General features: G+C 67.2%; 26 protein-coding genes and 1 riboswitch. All 26 genes read left to right on the forward strand.

The genetic code is table 11. The features are described 5' to 3' along the window. A partial coding sequence (locus tag VAE53_RS12305) for a DUF2203 domain-containing protein (protein WP_322819667.1) occupies positions 1 to 243 on the forward strand: 243 nt, incomplete at its 5' end. A 69-nt stretch (positions 244 to 312) separates the two neighbouring features. Further along, positions 313 to 1,176: an alpha/beta hydrolase gene (locus VAE53_RS12310; protein ID WP_322819668.1), complete on the forward strand. Its 864-nt coding sequence runs from the start codon at positions 313 to 315 to the stop codon at positions 1,174 to 1,176. A 379-nt stretch (positions 1,177 to 1,555) separates the two neighbouring features. Then, a complete protein-coding gene (locus VAE53_RS12315; protein ID WP_322819669.1) occupies positions 1,556 to 2,911 on the forward strand; it encodes a TrpB-like pyridoxal phosphate-dependent enzyme in 1,356 nt (451 codons plus the stop codon). Positions 2,912 to 2,958: 47 nt separating this feature from the next. Next, positions 2,959 to 3,630 carry a CADD family putative folate metabolism protein gene (locus tag VAE53_RS12320; RefSeq protein ID WP_322819670.1) on the forward strand — a complete coding sequence of 224 codons (672 nt, stop codon included), beginning with the start codon at positions 2,959 to 2,961 and terminating at the stop codon, positions 3,628 to 3,630. A gap of 1 nt (position 3,631) precedes the next feature. Beyond that, positions 3,632 to 4,090, forward strand: coding sequence for a four helix bundle protein (locus VAE53_RS12325; RefSeq protein ID WP_322819671.1), 459 nt, complete (start codon positions 3,632 to 3,634; stop codon positions 4,088 to 4,090). Beyond that, positions 4,087 to 5,112 carry a tryptophan--tRNA ligase gene (trpS, locus tag VAE53_RS12330; RefSeq protein ID WP_322819672.1) on the forward strand — a complete coding sequence of 342 codons (1,026 nt, stop codon included), beginning with the start codon at positions 4,087 to 4,089 and terminating at the stop codon, positions 5,110 to 5,112. Before VAE53_RS12325 ends, trpS begins: the two co-directional genes overlap by 4 nt. After that, positions 5,112 to 6,599, forward strand: coding sequence for an anthranilate synthase component I (gene trpE, locus VAE53_RS12335; RefSeq protein ID WP_322819673.1), 1,488 nt, complete (start codon positions 5,112 to 5,114; stop codon positions 6,597 to 6,599). Before trpS ends, trpE begins: the two co-directional genes overlap by 1 nt. A 17-nt stretch (positions 6,600 to 6,616) precedes the next feature. Continuing rightward, positions 6,617 to 7,009, forward strand: a complete 393-nt coding sequence (locus VAE53_RS12340) for a hypothetical protein (protein ID WP_322819674.1) — start codon at positions 6,617 to 6,619, stop codon at positions 7,007 to 7,009. Then, positions 7,006 to 7,797 (forward strand): carboxymuconolactone decarboxylase family protein, encoded by a 792-nt coding sequence (locus tag VAE53_RS12345; protein WP_322819675.1) that lies wholly within the window; start codon positions 7,006 to 7,008, stop codon positions 7,795 to 7,797. The genes VAE53_RS12340 and VAE53_RS12345 overlap by 4 nt, the downstream gene beginning before the upstream one ends. A gap of 85 nt (positions 7,798 to 7,882) precedes the next feature. Then, positions 7,883 to 8,017 (forward strand): hypothetical protein, encoded by a 135-nt coding sequence (locus VAE53_RS12350; protein WP_322819676.1) that lies wholly within the window; start codon positions 7,883 to 7,885, stop codon positions 8,015 to 8,017. Next, positions 8,014 to 8,601 carry an aminodeoxychorismate/anthranilate synthase component II gene (locus VAE53_RS12355; RefSeq protein WP_322819677.1) on the forward strand — a complete coding sequence of 196 codons (588 nt, stop codon included), beginning with the start codon at positions 8,014 to 8,016 and terminating at the stop codon, positions 8,599 to 8,601. Before VAE53_RS12350 ends, VAE53_RS12355 begins: the two co-directional genes overlap by 4 nt. A gap of 43 nt (positions 8,602 to 8,644) precedes the next feature. After that, positions 8,645 to 9,664 (forward strand): anthranilate phosphoribosyltransferase, encoded by a 1,020-nt coding sequence (gene trpD, locus VAE53_RS12360; RefSeq protein ID WP_322819678.1) that lies wholly within the window; start codon positions 8,645 to 8,647, stop codon positions 9,662 to 9,664. Next, positions 9,657 to 10,487 (forward strand): indole-3-glycerol phosphate synthase TrpC, encoded by an 831-nt coding sequence (gene trpC, locus VAE53_RS12365; protein WP_322819679.1) that lies wholly within the window; start codon positions 9,657 to 9,659, stop codon positions 10,485 to 10,487. Before trpD ends, trpC begins: the two co-directional genes overlap by 8 nt. After that, positions 10,484 to 11,230, forward strand: a complete 747-nt coding sequence (locus VAE53_RS12370) for a phosphoribosylanthranilate isomerase (protein ID WP_322819680.1) — start codon at positions 10,484 to 10,486, stop codon at positions 11,228 to 11,230. Before trpC ends, VAE53_RS12370 begins: the two co-directional genes overlap by 4 nt. Beyond that, on the forward strand, positions 11,220 to 12,419 hold the full coding sequence (trpB, locus tag VAE53_RS12375; protein ID WP_322819681.1) for a tryptophan synthase subunit beta: 1,200 nt from the start codon (positions 11,220 to 11,222) through the stop codon (positions 12,417 to 12,419). The genes VAE53_RS12370 and trpB overlap by 11 nt, the downstream gene beginning before the upstream one ends. Positions 12,420 to 12,958: 539 nt before the next feature. Next, on the forward strand, positions 12,959 to 13,240 hold the full coding sequence (locus VAE53_RS13240) for a lysostaphin resistance A-like protein (RefSeq protein WP_369294054.1): 282 nt from the start codon (positions 12,959 to 12,961) through the stop codon (positions 13,238 to 13,240). Next, positions 13,237 to 14,067: a type II CAAX endopeptidase family protein gene (locus VAE53_RS12380; RefSeq protein WP_322819682.1), complete on the forward strand. Its 831-nt coding sequence runs from the start codon at positions 13,237 to 13,239 to the stop codon at positions 14,065 to 14,067. Before VAE53_RS13240 ends, VAE53_RS12380 begins: the two co-directional genes overlap by 4 nt. A 7-nt stretch (positions 14,068 to 14,074) precedes the next feature. Further along, positions 14,075 to 14,866 (forward strand): tryptophan synthase subunit alpha, encoded by a 792-nt coding sequence (gene trpA, locus VAE53_RS12385; protein ID WP_322819683.1) that lies wholly within the window; start codon positions 14,075 to 14,077, stop codon positions 14,864 to 14,866. 162 nt (positions 14,867 to 15,028) lie between these two features. Further along, the gene (gene aroH, locus VAE53_RS12390) at positions 15,029 to 15,400 is read left to right on the forward strand and encodes a chorismate mutase (protein ID WP_322819684.1); all 372 of its coding nucleotides are present in this window, start codon (positions 15,029 to 15,031) and stop codon (positions 15,398 to 15,400) included. 28 nt (positions 15,401 to 15,428) lie between these two features. Then, complete coding sequence (gene aroF, locus VAE53_RS12395) at positions 15,429 to 16,475, forward strand: 3-deoxy-7-phosphoheptulonate synthase (RefSeq protein ID WP_322819685.1); 1,047 nt, start codon at positions 15,429 to 15,431, stop codon at positions 16,473 to 16,475. Positions 16,476 to 16,539: 64 nt separating this feature from the next. Further along, complete coding sequence (locus tag VAE53_RS12400; RefSeq protein WP_322819686.1) at positions 16,540 to 17,265, forward strand: ScpA family protein; 726 nt, start codon at positions 16,540 to 16,542, stop codon at positions 17,263 to 17,265. A 50-nt stretch (positions 17,266 to 17,315) separates the two neighbouring features. Then, positions 17,316 to 17,420: riboswitch (SAM-I-IV-variant riboswitch) on the forward strand. 93 nt (positions 17,421 to 17,513) lie between these two features. Next, positions 17,514 to 18,680 carry a methionine adenosyltransferase gene (metK, locus tag VAE53_RS12405; protein WP_322819687.1) on the forward strand — a complete coding sequence of 389 codons (1,167 nt, stop codon included), beginning with the start codon at positions 17,514 to 17,516 and terminating at the stop codon, positions 18,678 to 18,680. Positions 18,681 to 18,686: 6 nt separating this feature from the next. After that, complete coding sequence (locus tag VAE53_RS12410) at positions 18,687 to 19,700, forward strand: NDP-sugar synthase (RefSeq protein WP_322819688.1); 1,014 nt, start codon at positions 18,687 to 18,689, stop codon at positions 19,698 to 19,700. Next, positions 19,690 to 21,114: a phosphoglucomutase/phosphomannomutase family protein gene (locus tag VAE53_RS12415; RefSeq protein WP_322819689.1), complete on the forward strand. Its 1,425-nt coding sequence runs from the start codon at positions 19,690 to 19,692 to the stop codon at positions 21,112 to 21,114. Before VAE53_RS12410 ends, VAE53_RS12415 begins: the two co-directional genes overlap by 11 nt. Next, the gene (locus VAE53_RS12420) at positions 21,111 to 22,166 is read left to right on the forward strand and encodes an SIS domain-containing protein (protein ID WP_322819690.1); all 1,056 of its coding nucleotides are present in this window, start codon (positions 21,111 to 21,113) and stop codon (positions 22,164 to 22,166) included. Before VAE53_RS12415 ends, VAE53_RS12420 begins: the two co-directional genes overlap by 4 nt. A gap of 158 nt (positions 22,167 to 22,324) precedes the next feature. Then, positions 22,325 to 22,550, forward strand: a 226-nt coding sequence (locus VAE53_RS12425; RefSeq protein WP_369294053.1) for a thiamine pyrophosphate-binding protein, incomplete at its 3' end; no start/stop codon positions are given.

Here is a 22,550-nt window from a genome sequence, read left to right on the forward strand (position 1 = left end):
CTCGCCGCCCCCTTCCCCACCGAACACGCCGACCCCGCCGCCCCCCTCCGACACACCATCCGCACCGCCCACCACCAACTCGAAGCCCTCGGCATCCAACTCAAAGACCCAGCCCGCGGCCTCATCGACATCCCCCACCGACGCAACGGCCAAATCGTCTACCTCTGCTACCACCTCGGCGAACCCACCATCGCCTACTGGCACCACCTCGATGCAGGCTTCGCCGGCCGCCAACCACTCTGACCAGACCCAGCCCCAACCCTATAATCCCGCCAACACCAACCCGGCAACCGCCCAACCGGAGTCCCAACCATGCCCCCCATCTACCCCGTCCGCGACATCTTCGTCCAGGCCAACGGACTCCGCCATCACCTCCTCGCCCGCGGCGCCCCCGGCTCCCCCGTCGTCATCATGATCCACGGCCTCGCCGGCCAAGCCCACACCTTCGACGGCATCGCCAACATCCTCGCCGCCCACTACCACGTCTACTGCCTCGACGTCCGCGGCCGCGGCGAAAGCGAATGGGGCCCCCCCGACCAATACCACATCGACACCTACGTCGAAGACCTCGAAGCCGTCCGCCAAGCCCTCGGCCTCCAGCGCTTCGCCATCGTCGGCACCTCCATGGGCGGCCTCATCGCCATGCACTACACCCCCCTCCACCCCCAACACGTCTCCCGCATCGCCCTCAACGACATCGGCCCCGAAATCCACCCCGAAGGCCTCCAGCGCATCCTCGCCTACATCCAGAACGCACCCGAAATGTTCGCCGACATCAAAGCCGTCGTCCGCTACTACCGCGAACACTACACCCCCATGGTCGCACACCTCAGCGACGACCAGCTCACCGAATTCGCCCGCTACAACGTCCGCCGATCCGACACCGGCGTCTACGTATGGAAAATGGACCCAGCCATCCGTACCGCCCCGCCCAAACCCCCAGCCACCCCACCATGGGACGCCTACCGCGCCATCCAATGCCCCATCCTCATCCTCCGCGGCGCCCAGAGCGACGTCCTCACCCCCCAAATCGCCCAGAACATGCTCCAAGCCAACCCCAACGCCCGCCTCGTCGAAATACCCAACGTCGGCCACGCACCACTCCTCACCGAACCCGAAGCCCGCAAAGCCCTCCAAGCCTTCCTCGCCGAAGAACACACCACCGATCCCCGTTGACATCCCGCCAACACCGCCCTACCTTGAAAGCCTCAACCGAAGAACCAAAAAGCGACGAACGGGAAGAGTAGCCCGCAAAGCGAGCCCCCAGAGAGCCGGAGCAGCTGGAAACCGGCGGCAGCGCAGCAGGTGAATGGGCCCGGGAGCTCCGCAGCCCAACCCCCAAACCGGCAGTAGGTTGCGGCGGAGTGGCACCGTTACCACAGCCAGGGCCCTCGCGGGCAACCCGCCCGCGGCGGCTGAAGAGAGCCCCGCACGCGCAAGCAGCGGGGAACAAAGGTGGCACCGCGAGCGACCCCTCGTCCTTTGGCAGACGAGGGGTCGTTTTGCATCGCAGGCCCAGCCCGCACCACAACACCACCCCAAAGGAAACCCAGCCATGGCCACCCGCAAATACCTCCTCGGCGAAGACAACCTCCCAACCCACTGGTACAACATCGCCGCCGACCTCCCCACCCCACCACCCCCGCCCCTCCACCCCGCCACCCACCAGCCCATCGGGCCAGAGGCGCTCGCCCCCCTCTTCCCCATGGCCCTCATCCAACAAGAAGTCAGCACCGAACGCTACATCCCGATCCCCGAAGAAGTCCGGCGCATCTACAACATCTGGCGCCCAACCCCCCTCATCCGCGCCACCTTCCTCGAACAAGCCCTCCAGACACCCGCCCACATCTACTACAAATACGAAGGCGTCTCCCCCTCCGGCTCCCACAAACCCAACACCGCCGTCGCCCAGGCCTACTACAACAAACAAGAAGGCGTCAAACGCATCGCCACCGAAACCGGCGCCGGCCAGTGGGGCTCCTCACTCGCCTTCGCCTGCCAGCTCTTCGGCATCGAATGCAAAGTCTACATGGTGCGCGTCTCCTACAACCAAAAACCCTACCGCCGCTCACTCATGCAAGTCTGGGGCGGCACCGTCGTCCCCAGCCCCAGCCCCGACACCCAAGCCGGGCGCACCATCCTCGCCCAAGACCCCGAAAACACCGGCTCCCTCGGCATCGCCATCTCCGAAGCCGTCGAAGACGCCGCCCTCCGCGAAGACACCAAATACTCCCTCGGCAGCGTCCTCAACCACGTCCTCCTCCACCAAACCATCATCGGCCAAGAAGCCATCGCCCAGATGGAAATGGCCGGCGAATACCCCGACATCGTCATCGGCTGCGCCGGCGGAGGCTCCAACGCCGCCGGCCTCATCTTCCCCTTCATGAAAGACCGCCTCGCCGGCAAAACCAACACCCGCTTCCTCGCCGTCGAGCCCGCCTCCTGCCCCTCCCTCACCAAAGGCCAATACCGCTACGACTTCGGCGACACCGCCGGCCTCACCCCACTCATGAAAATGCACACCCTCGGCCACACCTACATGCCCCCCGGCATCCACGCCGGCGGCCTCCGCTACCATGCCATGGCCCCCCTCATCAGCCACCTCTACGAACAAGGCCACATCCAAGCCCGCGCCTACCCCCAAACCGCCTGCTTCGAAGCCGCCACCCTCTTCGCCCGCACCGAAGGCATCGTCCCCGCCCCCGAAAGCTCCCACGCCATCCGCGCCGCCATCGACGAAGCCATCCAAGCCCGCGAAGAAGGCCGCCCCCGCGTCATCCTCTTCAACCTCAGCGGCCACGGCCTCCTCGACCTCCAAGCCTACGACGACTACCTCGCCGGCAAACTCATCGACGACTTCTATCCCGAAGAAAAAGTCCGCCAAGCCATGCAAGAACTCCCCGTCATCTAACCGCGCCGCCCCCTATCCTCGAATCACCACACCCCGGAGCACCAACCATGTCCATGCTCACCGTCACCACCCAATTCGAAGCCCGCCTCAAAGCCGTCCTCGAAGCCAAATCCATGCTCGCACACCCCTTCTACCTCGAATGGACACAGGGCACCCTCCCCATCCACAAAATGCGCGAATACGCCCGCCAGTACTACCACTTCGAGGCCGCCTTCCCCCGCTACCTCTCCGCCATCCACACCCGCACCGAAAGCGCCAACATCCGCCAACTCATCCTCGACAACCTCTGGGACGAAGAACACGGCGAACGCAACCACCCCGCCCTCTGGCTCGAATTCGCCAGCGCCCTCGGCGTCCAACCCCAAGAAGTCATCACCGCCCAACTCCGCCCCCAAACCCGCGCCCTCGTCGAACACTACCGCACCATGGCCAACCACGCCCCCATCGCCGAAGCCCTCGGCACCCTCTTCGCCTACGAAGGCCAAGTCCCAGCCATCGCCTGGCAAAAAATCAAAGGCCTCACCGAATACTACGGCTTCCAGCCCAAACAATTCGAATTCTTCTCCGTCCACCTTGTCGCCGACATCGCCCACTCCGGCGCCGAAATGGAAGCCATCGCCGAAGCCTGCACCGACGAAGACGCCGTCATCCGCGCCGTCGAAACCGCCTGCGACCACCTCCTCGCATTCCTCGACGGCTGCTACGCCGCCGCCGCCTAACATGACCACCACCGACCACACCGAAATCGAAGCCTGGAACACGGCCATCCGGCTCGCCGCGTCCATCGGCCGGCTCAAAATCCCCTCCAACCTCCGCGCCTCCCAAGAAGCCCAAGACAGCGCCTTCCAAGCCGCCGGCCAAGCCGCCGCCCGCATCGCCGAAGCCGCCACCCGCGAAGGCCAAGCCCAGATCGCCATCCTCCGCGAAGCACGCGGCGCCCTCGCCGCCTGCCGCTCCTGGATCCACGTCCTCGCCGCCCTCGTCAACGAACCCGAAACCGCCTTCGCCGACGAACTCGAACTCATCGACCAGGCCGGCAAACAGATCGCCGCCTCCCTCCGCGTCGCCGAACGCACCGCCAGCACCACCGCCCAACCCCGCGGCCAAACCGCACCCCGCCCCACCCCAGCCCCCCCACCCGGACGCGGCCCCGGAAGGCTCCAAGGAGGCCCCCGGTGACCGCCCAAAAACGCATCCTCACCGGCATCCGCCCCACCGGGCCACTCCACCTCGGCCACTACGCCGGCGCCCTCGAAACCTGGGTCCGCCTCCAACACGACTACGAGTGCTACTTCCTCATCGCCGACTACCAAGTCTCCGACTACGCCGACGACATCCCCCGCGTCCGCCAAGCCGTCTGGGAAGTCGCCCTCGATTGGCTCGCCGTCGGCCTCGACCCCGAACATTCAGCCTTCGTCATCGAAAGCCTCGTCCCCGAACACGCCGAACTCACCACCCTCCTCGGCTGGTTCCTCCCCGTCTCCATGCTCGAACGCAACCCCACCCTCAAAGCCGAAATGGCCGCCATCGAAAACCCCGAAGACGGCACCACCGAGCGCAAATCCGTCCCCGTCGCCTTCTACACCTACCCCGTCATGCAAGTCGCCAACATCCTCATGCCCCGCGCCCACCTCGTCCCCGTCGGCGAAGACCAGCTCCCCCACATCGAACTCACCCGCGAAACCGCACGACGCTTCAACCGCCGCTTCAAAGAAGTCTTCCCCGAACCCGAAGCCCTCGTCGGCCGCGTCCCCCGCCTCGTCGGCATCGACGGCAACGCCAAAATGAGCAAATCCCGCGGCAACACCATCGACCTCAAAGACGACGCCCAAACCGTCGCCCAAAAAATCCGCGCCATGTACGGCGGCCCCCCCCGCGCCGCCAACGAACCCGGCCGCTGCGAAGACAACCCCATCTTCCTCTACCTCCGCGCCTTCGACCCCGACACCCAAGGCCTCGCCGCCCTCGAACACGAATACCAAACCAAAGGCGTCCCCAACAAAGTTCTCAAAGACCGCCTCACCACCGTCCTCAACAACCTCCTCGAACCCTTCCGCGAACGCCGCGCCTACTACCAAGCCCACATGCCCCTCGTCCGCGACGCCCTCGCCGCCGGATCCCAACGCATGCGCCGCATCGCCCAAGAAACCATGGAAATGGTCCACGACGCCCTCGACCTCAACTACCTCGAGAAATACTGATGCTTCGCCCAACCCTCGAAGAGGTCCGCCAGCTCGCCCACACCCACCAGGGCAACCTCGTCGCCATCTACCGCGAAGTCACCGCCGACCTCGAAACACCCGTCTCCGCCTACCTCAAAGTCGCCAGCGGCCCCTACAGCTTCCTCCTCGAATCCGTCGAAGGCGGCGAACGCCTCGCCCGCTACTCCTTCATCGGCACCCAGCCCTACCGCATCCTCCGCACCGGCCCCGGCCACGAATGGCAAGGCGACCCCCTCCAACCCGTCGAACAAGAACTCGCGCGCTTCCGCCAAATCATCACCCCCGGCATCCCCGCCTTCACCGGCGGCGCCATCGGCTACCTCGCCTACGACGCCGTCCGCCACTTCGAACCCCGCGTCCACCCCCCCGAACACGACGAAATCGGCATCCCCGAATCCATGTGGCTCTTCACCGACGCCATGGTCGTCTTCGACCACCTCCGCCACACCATCAAAGTCATCGCCCACTGCCGCCTCGACGGCGACATCGACGCCGCCTACCGACAAGCCGCCCACCGAATCGACACCATCGTCCAGCGCCTCGAAAACCCCACCGTCCCCCTCCCCCACCAAGACATCGCAGCCATCCTCCGCACCAACGGCCAAGCCGAATCCAACGTCGGCCGCGAAGGCTACCAGCTCATGGTCCAAAAAATCCGCCAGCACATCATCGCCGGCGACGTCATCCAAGTCGTCCCCTCACAGCGCCTCCGCCGCCCCACCGCCGTCCACCCCTTCAACATCTACCGCCAACTCCGCACCATCAACCCCTCCCCCTACATGTTCTACCTCGACCTCGACACCTTCCAGATCGTCGGCGCCTCCCCCGAACTCCTCGTCCGCGTCGAAGACGGAACCGTCACCACCCACCCCATCGCCGGCACCCGCCCGCGCGGCACCACCCCCGAAGAAGACGAACACCTCGCAGCCGAACTCCTCGCCGACGAAAAAGAACGCGCCGAACACATCATGCTCGTCGACCTCGGCCGCAACGACATCGGACGCGTCGCCCGCCCCGGCACCGTCCGCGTCGATAGCCTCATGCACATCGAAAAATACTCCCACGTCATGCACATCGTCTCCAACGTCTCCGGCCAACTCGCCGATGACAAAACCCGCTTCGATGCCCTCCGCTCCGTCTTCCCCGCCGGCACCCTCAGCGGTGCCCCCAAAGTCCGCGCCATGGAAATCATCGCCCAACTCGAACCCACCCGACGCGGCATATACGGCGGCGCCGTCGGCTACGCCAGCTTCGCCGGCAGCCTCGATACCTGCATCGCCATCCGCACCATGGTCCTCAAAAACGGCATCGCCTACCTCCAAGCCGGCAGTGGCATCGTCTACGACTCCATCCCCGAGAACGAATACCTCGAAACCGTCAACAAAATGCGCGCCCTCATGCGCGCCATCGACCAGGCCGAAATCGCCGCCGCCGAACTCCGCACCGGCAGCATCGGCTACGGCTAACCCGGGAGACACCGCCCATGACCGACCGCCGCCCCGACCGCGTCTACGGCATCCTCGTCCGCCCCAACCACGTCTACCTTCGCCACATCCACGGCTCCCTCGGCCTCCCCGGCGGCATCTTCCGCCCCCTCGCCGAAGACCGCAAAGCCGAACTCCGCGCCCACCTCTGGGACCAGCTCCACATCCAAACCTCCGCCATCTGGGCACAAGGCGCCTTCGACTACCAAGACCCAGCCGAAACCCGCCCCTGGTTCTCCGGCTTCTACACCGTCTGGCAGTGGCAGCCCGAACCCCCACCCCACGCCGGCCGCTGGCTCACCCGCCAGCAAGTCATCACCGCCGACCTCACCCCACCCCTCCGCATCCTCCTCATCTCCATCCTCGAAACCATCGCCATCAAAACCACATGAAACAACACATCACCATGGCCGCAATCCTCGAACGCCACGGGCGCATCTTCCTCCTCCGCCCCAGCCCCACCGCCCCATGGGAACTGCCCTCCGGACCCCTCCCCCCCGACAACCACGACGTCGACCAAGAAATGGACCGAATCCTCCAGCGCCTCGGCGTCCAAGCCCACGCCATCGAAGAAGCCTTCCTCCAAACCCACTACATCCCCACCCCAGACGGCCAAATCGTCTACAACCTCTACGCCCCCACCCACTGGACAGGCCAACCCACCCCATCCCCCGGCGTCGGCAGCGGCTGGTTCACCCTCCACGAACTCGACGCCATCCCCATCCACCCCCACATCCACCAAGCCATCCGCGAAGCCTACGGACTCGCCACCCCACCCGACCGCACCGCCGACATCCTCGCCGCCCTCCAGGCCGAGCTCACCGCCGCCCACCCCTCCACCACCCAAGCCACACTCCCCCGCGCTACCCCCCAACTCGCCCACCACATCTCCGACTTCCCCCTCGCCCCCTCCACCACCGACCCCGCCCTCGACCCCCGCACCCGCAGCCTCCTCGTCATCGCCATGCTCGCAGCCCAAGGCCACCACGGAAACCCCCTCCACACCCACATCGAAGACGCCCTCGACCACGGCGCCACCCCCCAACAAATCATCGAAACCCTCCGCATCGTCGCCATCTACGCCGGCGTCCCCGCCGCCCTCCAAGCCTGGCCCGCCATCGAACAAGCCCTCGCCAACCGAGGCATACCCCGCCCCACCCACCCCGGAGCCACCCAGTGACCGCCAACCCAAGGCCCCCCACGACACCCTCCTCCAAACCCTCCCCGCCCCGAACCCCCCGCATCCGCCCCATCGCAGCCCATCCATGCTCCCCCGACCCCGCCAAAACACCCCACCAAGCCCACCGACACACCGACCCACAGAAAAACAGCCGATGAACCAACAGCTCCAAAAACCCATCACCCACCTCGCCACCCAAGAAGAAGCACTCGACCAATGACCACCCTCCTCATCGACAACTACGACTCCTTCACCTACAACCTCTACCAATACCTCGCCGAACTCGGCGCCGACGTCCGCGTCCACCGCAACGACCAGATCACCATCGACCAGTGCCTCGCCCTCCAACCCGACCACATCGTCATCTCCCCCGGCCCCGGCAACCCCCAAGACGCCGGCATCTCCCGCGACGTCATCCGAACCTTCGCCGGCCGCGTACCCATCCTCGGCGTCTGCCTCGGCCACCAGTGCATCTACGACGTCTACGGCGGAACCGTCGCCGGCGCCGGCGAAATCAAACACGGCAAAACCTCCACCATCAGCCACGACGGCCGCGGCATCTTCACCGGCATCCCCTCACCCTTCCAAGCCGTCCGCTACCACTCCCTCTGCGGCACCCCCGAAACCCTCCCCCCCGACCTCCAAATCACCGCCCGCTCCGAAACCGGCATCATCATGGGCGTCCGCCACCGCCACCACACCATCGAAGGCGTCCAGTTCCACCCCGAATCCATCGCCACCCAATACGGCAAAGAACTCCTCGCCAACTTCCTCCGCCTCCAAAGTGGCCAATGGCCCACCTGATTCGCCACACTTGGAACCAGCCCCACCATCGGAGCCACACCTGATGGCCGTCCAGGAAGCAATCAAAACCCTCGTCGAAAACCACAGCCTCCCCCCGGAACTCGCCGCCGCCGCCCTCGAAGAGCTCATGACCGGCGCCGCCACCCCAGCCCAAATCGGCGCCTTCCTCACCGCCTGGCGCATCCGCGGCGAAACCCCCGCCGCCATCGCCGCCTGCCTCGACATCATGCTCCGGCACGCCGAACCCGTCCCAGCAGCCGACACCATCGACATCTGCGGCACCGGCGGCGACGGCATCGACACCATCAACGTCTCCACCGCCGCCAGCTTCATCGTCGCCGCCTGCGGCGTCCGCGTCGCCAAACACGGCAACCGCGCCGCCAGCTCCAAATGCGGCAGCGCCGACGTCCTCGAAGCCCTCGGCGCACGCATCGACCTCGACGGCCGAGCCATCGCCCACATCATCGACACCTGCAACTTCTGCTTCCTCTTCGCCCAACGCATGCACCCAGCCATGCGCCACGTCGGCGGCGCCCGACGCGAAATCGCCATCCGCACCGCCTTCAACATCCTCGGCCCCCTCTCCAACCCCACCACCCCCTCCCGCCAACTCGTCGGCGTCGGCTCCAAAACCCTCGGGCCCCTCGTCGCCCAAACCCTCGCCCTCCGCGGCGTCCAACACGCCCTCATCGTCCACTCCCAAGACGGCCTCGACGAGATCAGCCCCGCAGCCCCCACCCACACCTGGATCGTCGCCGACGGCGCCATCGCCGAACACACCATCACCCCCGCCGACTTCGGAATCCCCACCTCCAGCCTCCAAGCCATCGCCGGCGGCGATGCCGCCGCCAACGCCCACGACATCCTCGCCATCCTCGATGGCGCCCAAGGCCCCAAAACCGACTTCACCCTCATCAACGCCGCCGCCGCCCTCGTCGTCGCCGGCCGCGCACCCACCTACCGCCAAGGCGTCGCCCTCGCCCGAGAAGCCATCGCCACCGGCCGCGCCCGCCAAGTCCTCGACACCTACATCCACCTCTCCCGCGAGGCCGCCAGTGAATAGCCCCACCATCCTCCACACCATCATCGCCCAGCGCCAACGCGACATCGCCCAAGCCAAAGCCACCATCCCCCCCCAAGAGCTCCAAGCCCAGCTCCCCGATGCCCCACCCACCGTCGACTTCATCCAACGGCTCCGCCGCGACGCCCCACCCGCCGTCATCGCCGAAATCAAACGCGCCTCCCCAAGCCGCGGCGACATCGCCCCAGGCCTCGACGCCGCCCAACAAGCCCTTCGCTACGCCCAAGGCGGCGCCGCCGCCATCTCCGTCCTCACCGAACCCACCTGGTTCAAAGGCACCCTCGCCGACCTCGCAGCCGCCCGCGCCGCCCTCGACACCCTCGGCCCCGACAGACCCGCCATCCTCCGCAAAGACTTCATCATCGACGAATACCAGCTCCTCGAAGCCCGCATCCACGGCGCCGATGCCGTCCTCCTCATCGTCGCCGCCCTCCACGACACCCAGCTCCACACCCTCTACCACACCACCCGCCAGCTCGGCATGCACGCCCTCGTCGAAGTCAACGACACCCACGAAATGCAGCGCGCCGCCCGCCTCGGCGCCCCACTCATCGGCATCAACAACCGCAACCTCCACACCTTCCACGTCGACCTCGCCACCACCGAACGCCTCGCCACCCACCTCCCACCCGGCAGCCTCCTCGCAGCCCTCAGCGGCATCGACACCCCCGCCGACGTCCAGCGCTACATCGCCGCCGGCGCCAGCGCCATCCTCGTCGGCGAATCCCTCATGCGCGCACCCGACCCCGCCCAAAAAATCCGCCAACTCCGCAGCATCCCCACCACACCCCGAGCCACCCCATGACCCTCGTCAAAATCTGCGGCATCCGCGATACCCAAACCGCCCTCGCCGCCGCCGAAGCCGGCGCCGACTTCATCGGCCTCGTCTTCGCCGAATCCCGCCGCCAAATCACACCCCAAGCCTGCCACGACATCGTCCAAACCCTCACCCAACATCGACGCCACGCCCCACCCCCCGTCGACCTCGCCGGGCCCACCCGCAGCGAAGTCTCACCCCGCACCTGGTTCCCCGCCTGGGCCGAAGCCATCGAACTCACCCTCACCCGCGCCCGCCCACTCCTCGTCGGCGTCTTCGCAAACATGAACGCCCACGAAATCAACGACATCGCCGAAGCCGCCCAGCTCGACCTCGTCCAACTCTCCGGCGACGAAGACGAAACCATCCTCCGCGCCATCCGCCGCCCCATCCTCCGCACCATCCACGTCCACCCCGGCGACGAATCCGCCGACATCACCGAACGCCTCGCCCCCGGCCTCCACGCCGCCACCCTCCTCGATACCGGCAGCCCCCACGCCCACGGCGGCACCGGCCTCCCCTTCGATTGGACCATCGCCCAAGACGTCGCCGCTCGCTTCCCCATCGTCCTCGCCGGCGGCCTCACCCCAGCCAACGTCCACCAAGCCATCCGCACCGTCCGCCCCTGGGCCGTCGACGTCTCCACCGGCGTCGAAACCAACACCACCAAAGACCCCCAAAAAATCCGCGCCTTCATCACCGCCGCCAAAGGTCTCCACCATGACAACTGAAACACCCCCAACCAACCTCCCCCCGCGCTTCGGCGAATTCGGCGGACGCTACATCCCCGAAACCCTCATCGCCGCCCACGAAGACCTCGAAGCCGCCTACCTCCAAGCCCGCAACGACCCCACCTTCCAACACGAGCTCGACCACCTCCTCCGCCACTACGTCGGCCGGCCCACCCCCCTCTACCTCGCCGAACACCTCACCCGCGAAATCGGCGGCGCCCGCATCTGGCTCAAACGCGAAGACCTCGCCCACACCGGCGCCCACAAAATCAACAACGCCCTCGGCCAAGCCCTCCTCGCCCGCCGCCTCGGCAAAACCCGCATCATCGCCGAAACCGGAGCCGGCCAACACGGCGTCGCTACCGCCACCGTCTGCGCCATGCTCGGCCTCGAATGCGTCATCTACATGGGCTCCGCAGACATCCAACGCCAAAGCCTCAACGCCTTCCGCATGAAAATGCTCGGCGCAACCCTCGTCCCCGTCGAAACCGGCTCCCGCACCCTCAAAGACGCCATCAACGAAGCCATGCGCGACTGGGTCACCAACGTCCAAACCACCCACTACATCATCGGCTCCGCCATCGGCCCCCACCCCTTCCCAACCATCGTCCGCGACTTCCAATCCATCATCGGCCGCGAAGCCCGCGAACAAATCCTCCAGCAAGCCGGTCGCCTCCCCGACATCGCCATCGCCTGCGTCGGCGGCGGCTCCAACGCCATCGGCCTCTTCCACCCCTTCATCGACGACCCCGTCCGCCTCATCGGCGTCGAAGCCGGCGGCCACGGCCTCGCCACCGGCCAACACTCCGCCACCCTCGTCGCCGGCCGCCCCGGCGTCCTCCACGGCACCCGAACCTACCTCCTCCAAGATGCCAACGGCCAAATCCTCGAAACCCACAGCATCTCCGCCGGCCTCGACTACCCCGGCGTCGGCCCCGAACACGCCTGGCTCAAAACCAGCGAACGCGCCGAATACGTCGCCGTCGACGACCAACAAGCACTCCAAGGCTTCCAAGCCCTCGCCCGCACCGAAGGCATCATCCCCGCACTCGAACCCAGCCACGCCATCTACCACGCCATCCAGCTCGCCCGCGAACTCGGCCCCCAAAAAGACATCCTCGTCGGCCTCTCCGGCCGCGGCGACAAAGACATGCACACCGTAGCCGCCGCCCTCGGAGTCACCCTCTGAACACACCCACCCCCCGGCCGCTCGTACCCTGGGGCCCGCGACAAGCCGCCATCGGCATCGCCGCCTTCATCGCCCTCCTCCTCGCCACCAACCTCGTCGCCCTCGGCCTCGCCCACGCCCTCGGCCACCAGTACCGCACCCGCGACATCGGCGACACCTTCCAAAAAGCCGCCCGCATCGCCAGCTACAGCGCCGAACGCCTCGCCGCCGCCCGCGCCGGCACCCCCCTCCCCGCCCCACCCGACCTCCTCGCCGACCAAACCAGCCTCCAAATCCTCTTCCTCGTCACCGCCATCTCCCAAGCCGCCATCATCCCCATCGTCGGCATCGCCACCGGCCTCACCAGCCGCCAACTCCTCCGCGCACTCGGCCTCCACCACCTCGACCTCGCCGGAACCTGGCGGCCCGCCGCCGCCGTCCTCCTCGCCTACAGCGGCACCTTCGCCTGGGTCCAGCTCATCGACCACCTCGACATCACCTGGCTCCAACCCCGCAGCACCGTCCCCATCGAAATCACCCGCGACCCACTCACCCTCGCCATCGCCGCCGCCGTCACCCTCGTCGGCGCCCCCGCCACCGAAGAACTCTTCTTCCGCGGCCTCCTCTTCGGAGGCTTCAGCCGCTGGGGCTTCTGGCCCGCCGCCCTCCTCTCCAGCACCCTCTTCGCCCTCGTCCACTTCGACCTCGGCAGCATCGTCCCCTTCCTCGGCATCGGCATCGGCCTCGCCTGGCTCTACCATCGCAGCCACACCCTCTGGCATCCCATCCTCTTCCACCTCCTCTTCAACACCATCAGCTTCACCATCCTCGCCCTCGCATGACCACACCCCCACTCCGCCCCGCACCCTGGAACGAACTCCACACCCTCGCCGGGCTCTGGGCCGCCCTCGCCGCCTACCTCCTCCCCCTCGCCCTCATCGCCCCCACCGCCCAACTCCTCGGCGCCCACAGCCAATTCCGCGACGCCGGCGACACCTTCCACAACCTCGCCAGCCTCGCCACCTACGCCGACCTCGCCCTCGCACGCGCCACCGCCGGCAACCCCCTCCCCCCAACCCCCCGACTCCTCGCCGACCCCATCACCGTCCGCATCGCCTGGAGCATGGCCATCCTCAGCTCCGCCCTCTTCATCCTCATCGCCCTCACAGCCCCCCGCCGCCCCCTCCCCACCATCGCACACGCCCTCGGCCTCCACCGCTTCCAAGCCGACCGGCTCTGGCTCCCCGCCCTCTGCGTCGCAACCCTCTACCCCCTCACCGGAATCTACAGCACCATCGTCGCCCACCTCGGCCTCACCCAGCTCGCCCCCACCCCCGACCCAGCCACCCTCTCACCCATCCTCAGAGACCCAGCCGCCCTCGCCCTCTACAGCACAGCCACCGTCATCGCCGCACCCCTCAGCGAAGAAGCCATCTACCGCGGGCTCGCCTTCACCGGCACCCTCCGCTGGGGCTTCCTCCCCGCCGCCACCTTCAGCGCCCTCCTCTTCGCCCTCAGCCACCGCGACCTCGGCACCCTCCTCCCATCCCTCCTCGCCGGCATCACCATGGCCTGGCTCTACTACCGCTCCGGCAGCCTCTGGGACGCCATCGCCTTCCATGTACTCTACAACAGCCTCAGCCTTATCCTCCTCCTCACAAGGAACTGAACCCCACATGTCCCAGCGACTCCGCCAAACCCTCGCCCAAGCCCGCGCCCAAGGCCACAAACTCTTCATCGGCTACATCACCGCCGGCTACCCCCGCCGCCAAGACACCGTCCCCATCCTCCTCGCCATGGAACAAGGCGGCGCCGACATCATCGAACTCGGCGTCCCCTTCACCGACCCCCTCGCCGACGGCGCCACCATCCAACACGCCAACCACATCGCCCTCCAACAAGGCATCACCCTCGGCGACTGCTTCGAAATCATCCGCCAAGCCCGCGCCAACGGCCTCCAAGCCCCCGTCATCCTCATGGGCTACTACAACCCCATCCTCGCCCGCGGCGAAACCCGCGCCTGCGCCGAAGCCGCCGCCGCCGGCGCCGACGGCTGGATCGTCGTCGACCTCCCCCCAGAAGAAGCCACCGACTTCCTCACCGCCTGCCGCAGCCACGACCTCAGCTACATCCCCCTCGTCGCCCCCACCACCCGCGACGAACGCATCCCCCGCATCGCCGCCGTCGCCGACGCCTTCCTCTACTGCGTCTCCATCACCGGCACCACCGGCAAAGGCAACGTCGCCCTCGACACCCTCCCCACCTTCCTCCAGCGCGTCCGCGCCGCCACCCAACTCCCCCTCGCCGTCGGCTTCGGCATCGCCACCCGTGCCCAAGCCCAAGCCGTCCGCGCCCACGCCGATGCCACAGTCGTCGGCTCTGCTATAATCAGCGCCATCGACGCCGCGGAGGAAAACCACCGCGCGCAGCGCGTCAGGGAGTTCGTGGAGGATGTCTCCGGCCGATAGCGGACAGGTGAACGCGGCCCACAGACGGCCGGCTACGCCTCGACAGGCGTGGCCGCGCCCCCCTGTGGGCCGTGCATATGGCAGTCCGCCGGCCGGAACCTTTGGCCCCCGCCCATCCTGAAAAGCCACCCACCCCAGGAACACCCAGGAGGACCTGCGCGTATGCCCGTCCGTGGCGTCCGCGGCGCAACCACCGTCGACCACAACCAGAAAGAAGAAATCCTCGAACGCACCCGCGAACTCCTCGTCCACATGGTCGAGGCCAACGGGATCCACACCGAGGACATCGCTTCCGCCTGGCTCACCACCACGCCCGACGTCTACGCCGAATTCCCCGCCGTCGCCGCACGCCAGCTCGGCTGGACCCAAGTCCCCCTCATGCAAAGCCACGAAATGTCAGTCCCTGGCATGCTCCCGCGCTGCATCCGGGTGCTCCTCCACTGGAACACGGACAAAGCCCAAAGTGAAATCCGCCACATCTACCTCCGCGAAGCCGCACGCCTCCGCCCCGACCTCACCTCCAACATCCCCTGAAACCACCACCAACGGAGCGAACAACCCCGTGATCATCGTCGTATCCCCCGAAGCCACCCCCGACGACATCGACACCATCATCCAACGCATCGAAGAAACCGGCCGCCAAGCCCACCTCTCCGTCGGCCAAGAACGCACCATCATCGGCGTCATCGGCAGCGACGAACCCGGCCTCGAAGACATCTTCCAAGCCCTCCCACGCGTCGAATCCGTCCACCGCGTCACCCGCCCCTACAAACTCGCCTCCCGCGAATTCCACCCAGCCGACTCCATCATCGACGTCGGCTACGGCGTCCACATCGGCGGACCCGAACTCGTCGTCATGGCCGGCCCCTGCTCCATCGAAAACGAAGAACACATCCACGAATCCGCCCGAGCCGTCAAAGCCGCCGGCGCCACCATCCTCCGCGGCGGCGCCTTCAAACCCCGCACCTCCCCCTACACCTTCCGCGGCCTCGGCGAAGAAGGCCTCCGCTACCTCCACGCCGCCGGCAAAGCCAACGGCATGCCCGTCATCACCGAACTCATGAGCGTCCGCGACATCGACATCGTCTGCCAATACGCCGACATCATCCAGATCGGCGCACGCAACATGCAAAACTTCATGCTCCTCGACGAAGTCGGCCGCGCCAAAAAACCCGTCATGCTCAAACGCGGCCTCTCCGGCCAGATCGAAGAATGGCTCCTCGCCGCCGAATACATCATGGCCCAGGGCAACCCCCACGTCATCCTCTGCGAACGCGGCATCCGCACCTTCGAAACCGCCTACCGCAACACCTTCGACATCAACGCCATCCCCCTCGCCCGCGAACTCAGCCACCTCCCCATCATCGCCGACCCCTCCCACGGCACCGGCAAAGCCACCCTCGTCACCCCCATCGCCATGGCCGCCATCGCCGCCGGCGCCGATGGCCTCATGATCGAAGTCCACAACAACCCCGACCACGCACTCTCCGACGGCGCCCAGTCGTTGACATACACCCGCTTCGCCTCCATGATGCGCTCGGTCGGTGCTATCGCCGCAGCAGTCGAGCGGACGCTCCCGGGGGTGTGGGCGGCTGCCAGCGCACGATAGCCACAACGGTCGCAAGACCGCGCCGGCAACGCCTCAGCGGGGGGGCATCGCGCCGGCAGGAGCCATGGCACAAATCACCTTGCCCATCTTCCAAGGGCCACTCGACCTCCTTCTCCACCTCATCGAGAAGGACGACCTCGACATCACCACCATCTCCCTCGTCGCCGTCACCGACCAATACCTCGCCGCCATCCACAACGGCGCAGGCTTCGAACCAACCGCCCTCGCCGAATTCATCGCCATCGGCGCCCGCCTCATCTACCTCAAATCCCGCGCCCTCCTCCCCCGCCCACAAGGAGAAGAACCCCCCACCCTCGAAGACGACCACATCGGCGCCGAACTCGTCCAACTCCTCCGCGAATACCGCCGCTTCCTCCAAATCGTCGAACTCCTCGAAGCACGCCAAGAAGCCGGCATCCGCATCCACACCCGCCTCGCCCCACCCCCATCGCCCCGCCCAACCTCCCCCCTCGAAGGCGTCAGCATCGAACGCCTCCATGCCCTCATGCTCCAACTCCTCCAACGCAAACCCCCCGAACCCCAACCCCACGCCATCCTCCCCCGCGACACCAGCATCACCCTCGCCCAACGCCTCGAACAATTCCGCCAGCGCCTCCGCCGCCGCGGCCGCTTCTCCTTCCGTCGCGCCATCCTCGAATGCGCCACCCGCCTCGAAATCGTCGTCTCCTTCCTCGCCGTCCTCGAACTCCTCCGCGCCGGCGAAGCCGACGCCCACCAAGAAACCCCCTTCGGCGACATCCACATCATCGCCCTCGCCCCCGCCGCCTGAATCCCCGCCCCCACCATCTTCCGCAACACCCCCACACCTGCTACCCTCCACACAAGCGTCAAGAGGGCCACTGCCCGGCAACCTGGTTATGCCTCCAAGGTGCCAAACCGACGCGGCCCCGCGGCATCCCCGCGCGGGCAACAAAAGGCGGGCTTGCGGGAAGGCCCGCCCCTCGCCGCCGGACACCCCGGCCCGAGGGGATTTTTCATGCCCGCGAACGGCATCACCACCACCGAAAGGGCACCCACGTGACCGAACGCAAGCTCCTCACCTCCGAATCCGTCACCGAAGGCCACCCCGACAAAATCTGCGACCAAATCAGCGACGCCGTCCTCGATGCCCTCCTCCAACAAGACCCCAACTCCCGCGTCGCCTGCGAAACCGCCACCACCAACGGCCTCGTCCTCGTCATGGGCGAAATCACCACCGAAGGCTACGTCGACCTCAACAAACTCGTCCGCCAAACCATCCTCGACATCGGCTACGACTCCTCCGAAAAAGGCTTCGACGGCCACACCTGCGGCGTCCTCACCTCCATCGCCGAACAATCCACCGACATCGCCATGGGCGTCAACAACGCCAGCCTCCGCAACATCGGCGCCGGCGACCAAGGCATGATGATCGGCTTCGCCTGCAGCGAAACCCCCGAACTCATGCCCCTCACCATCTCCCTCGCCCACCGGCTCACCCGCCGCCTCGCCGAAGTCCGCAAAAACCACACCCTCCCTTGGGTCTGGCCCGACGGCAAATCCCAAGTCACCGTCGAATACGACGAAAACTGGAATCCCCTCCACATCGACACCGTCGTCATCTCCACCCAACACTCCCGCGAAGTCGAAGAAAACCAAGAGTACATCACCACCCAAATCACCAAACACGTCATCGAACCCGTCGCCGGCCCCCTCCTCAGCCCGAACGCCAAAATCCACGTCAACCCCACCGGCCGCTTCGTCATCGGCGGCCCCCGCGGCGATGCCGGCCTCACCGGCCGCAAAATCATCGTCGATACCTACGGCGGCGTCGCCCGCCACGGCGGCGGCGCCTTCTCCGGCAAAGACCCCACCAAAGTCGACCGCTCCGGCGCCTACGCAGCCCGCTGGGTCGCCAAAACCATCGTCGCCGCCGGCCTCGCCACCCGCTGCGAATTCATGCTCTCCTACGCCATCGGCATCAGCCACCCCACCTCCATCGGCATCGAAACCTTCGGCACCAACACCATCCCCGATGCCGACATCCTCCGCGCCGTCCGAAAAGTCTTCGACCTCCGCCCCGGCGCCATCATCGAAGACCTCGGCCTCCAGCGCCCCATCTACCGCCCCACCGCCACCTACGGCCACTTCGGCCGGACCGACCTCGACCTCCCCTGGGAAGACACCTCCCGCGCCAACGACCTCCGCACCGCCGCAGGCCGCTAACCCCCAGTGGACGCCATCCTCCTCGTCGGCGGACAAGGCACCCGGCTCCGGCCCCTCACAGCCCGCCGCCACAAAAGCCTCGTCCCCATCTGCAACCGGCCCGCCATCGAACACCTCCTCGAATGGCTCCACCACTCCCGAATCCGCCGCGCCATCCTCGCCCTCGGCCTCGCCAACCAAGACCTCGCCACCCGCTACCCCCCAGGCACCCACCTCGGCATCGAAATCCTCCCCATCATCGAACACACCCGCCTCGAATCCGGCGGCGCCATCCGCAACGCCGTCGCCCAGGCCAACATCCAAGAGCGCTTCCTCGTCCTCAACGGCGACATCTACCTCCAATTCGACCTCCACCAAGCCCTCGCCGCCCACATCGCCCACAACGCCGACCTCACCATCGCCCTCCACCACGTCGACGACCCCACCCCCTTCGGCGTCGCCGTCTGCGACCAACACCACCTCATCACCCGCTTCATCGAAAAACCACCCCCCGGCCAAGCCCCCTCCCACCTCGTCAACGCCGGCGCCTGGATCTTCGAACGCCCACTCGTCGACCAAATCCCACCAGGCCCCGTCCGCGTCGAAGAAACCCTCTTCCCCACCCTCATCGCCCGCCAGCGGCCCGTCCTCGGCTACCGAATCCCAGGCCCCTGGGCCGACATCGGCACACCCAGCCGCTACCTCGCCCTCCACCACACCCTCCTCCCCCACACCAACGCCATCGCACCCACCGCCACCGTCCACCCCACCGCCCAAATCCACACCACCGCCATCGGACCCGGCAGCCTCATCGGCCCAGGCGCACACATCACCCGGTCCGTCATCTGGGAAAACGTCCACATCCACCCCGGCGCCACCATCGTCGATACCATCCTCGCCGACGGCGTCACCGTCGGCCAAAACGCCCACCTCCACCACTGCATCGTCGGCCCCGGCGCCACCATCGACCCACACGCCACCCCCCCACCTGGCACCATCATCCAAGCAGACGCCCGCTATCATGGAACCAATGCCCACTAACCCCGTCCACTTCGGAACCGACGGCTGGCGCGCCATCATCGCCGACACCTTCACCTTCGAAAACGTCCGCGCCTGCGCCCGCGCAATCGCCGAACACTTCGCCGAACACAGCGGCACCACCCGCCCCCTCATCGTCGGCTACGACACCCGCTTCCTCTCCGACCACTTCGCCCGCGAAATCGCCCGCGTCCTCGCCGGCGCAGGATTCACCGTCCAGCTCGCCGACCGACCAGCCCCCACCCCCGCCATCAGCTACCGCATCATCCAAACCCGCGCCGCCGGCGGCGTCGTCGTCACCAGCTCCCACAACCCCTTCAACTGGAACGGCATCAAAGTCAAACCCCACTACGGCGGCAGCGCCAGCCCCGAAATCGTCGCCGACATCGAACAACGCGTCCCCGCCATCCTCGCCCAACCCACCCGCATCCAGCTCGCCCCCGCCAACACCGACACCATCACCCAGTTCGATCCCATCCCCGACTACCTCACCGCCCTCGGCCGCCAGGTCGACCTCCAGCGCATCCGCAGCGCCGGACTCACCATCGCCATCGACCCCATGTACGGCGCCGGCGCAGGCCTCTACGGCCAACTCCTCAGCGGCGGCTCCACCACCATCCACGAAATCCACGCCGAACGAAACCCCGCCTTCCCCGGCATCCGCGCCCCCGAACCCATCGAAAGCAACCTCACCGAATTCCTCCACCTCGTCCGCACCGGCCACTACCACGCCGGAATTGCCAACGACGGCGACGCCGACCGCGTCGGCCTCGTCGACGAAAACGGCCACTACATCGACCAGCTCCGCACCTTCGCCCTCCTCATCCACTACCTCCTCGGCCAACGCAACCTCCGCGGCCCCATCGTCCGCTCCATCACCACCACCCAAATGGCCGACCGCCTCGCCCAACACTACCGCGTCGAATGCTACGAAACCCCCGTCGGATTCAAACACATCGGCCCCCTCATGATCGAAAAAAACGCCCTCATCGGCGGCGAAGAATCCGGCGGCTACGGCTTCCGTGGCCACCTCCCCGAACGCGACGGCATCCTCGCCGGCCTCTACCTCCTCGATTACATCGCCGCCACCGGCAAACCCCCCTCCCAGCTCCTCCAAGACCTCTTCGCCATCACCGGCCCCCACTACTACGCCCGCGACGACTACCAACTCGAACCCGAGCAGCGCGAAACCATCCGCGCCGCCCTCGATACCGCCACCCCCACCCACATCGCCGGCCGCCCCGTCACCCGAACCGACCGCACCGACGGCTGGCGCATCCACTTCCAAGGCGGCTGGCTCCTCTTCCGCCTCTCCGGCACCGAACCCCTCCTCCGCATCTACACCGAAGTCACCGACCAAGCCCTCCTCCGCCCCACCCTCGAAGCCGGCCGCACCATCGCCGGAGTCCAGCCGTGACCAACCCCCCCCAACCGCCCACCACCCACCACGACCCCTCCGGCATGTGGCACCACATCGCCACCTTCGGCGAACACCTCATCGCCGAGTGGCACCGCACCACCGACCTCCACCTCCCCACCCGACGCCCCCCCGCACAGCTCCTCATCGCCGCCACCGGCGGCTCCGCCGCCGCCGGCGACATCGTCGCCGCCCTCGCCGCCCCCATCAGCCAAATCCCCATCCTCGTCGTACGCGGCCGCCAACTCCCCAACTTCGTCGACCAGCACACCCTCGTCATCGTCGTCTCCTGCTCCGGAAACACCGCCGAAACCCTCGCCCTCTACGACGACGCCTGGCGAAGAGACGCCCCCATCATCGCCATCACCCGCGGCGGCCACCTCGCCCAACGCTGCACCGAAGACAACGTCCCCATCTGGACATTCACCACCCAAGCACCCCCGCGCGCCGCCATCGCCCACACCCTCGCCCCCCTCCTTCGCATCCTCGAACGCCTCGGCCTCTACCTCATCACCACCCCCACCATCGAAGCCGCCGGCCGGCGCTGCACCATCCTCGCCCAACAATCCGCCACCCCCGGCAGCCCCCTCGCCCGAATCGCCACCGCCCTCCCCGGCCACATCCCCCTCATCCTCGCCGGCGGCCACCTCGCACCCCTCGCCGAACGCGCCCGCAACCAACTCGCCGAAAACGCCAAACTCCTCGCCGCCGCCGCCACCGTCCCAGAAGCCGCCCACAACCTCGTCGTCGGCCTCCACCCCGACAACCCCCCGACCCCCTGGCTCCTCCTCACCCTCACCGCCCAGAACGACCCCCACCACCCCTACCTCCAGGCCATCCAAACCCTCGCCACCCAACGCCACATCCCCGTCCACCCCCTCACCATCCCCGGCGACACCCCCTTCGAACAAGCCCTCGCCGCCCTCACCACCGTCGACGCCCTCTCATGGCACACCGCCATCGCCCGCCACATCGACCCCACCCCCATCCCAGAAATCGAAACCATCCGCCAAACCATCGGCCAGCTTCCCTCCACCCCAATATCCACGTAATCTCATACCCAGCGGACCGAACAGAGGGCAAACGGCTAACCGGCCACCCCTCCCGCCAGCGCCCCCAAAGGGCAGCCGCGACCGCACGGCGCGGCAGGCAGCCGGCATCCCAACCGGGCCCCGCCGGCACCAACGTTCGCTCCGCAGAAGAGGTACCCATGGCGCGCATGACCGGCGCACAAATGGTCCTGGAAGGCCTCCAGCGCGAAGGAGTCGAAGTCATCTTCGGCTACCCCGGAGGCGTCGTCCTCCCCCTCTACGACACCCTCCCCCAATACCCAGGCATCCGCCACATCCTCGTCCGGCACGAACAAGGCGCCGCCCACATGGCCGACGGCTACGCCCGCGCCAGCGGCCGCATGGGCGTCTGCCTCGGCACCAGCG

The sequence above is a fragment of the Tepidiforma sp. genome (genome assembly GCF_034432735.1).
Classification (GTDB): Bacteria; Chloroflexota; Dehalococcoidia; order Tepidiformales; family Tepidiformaceae; genus Tepidiforma.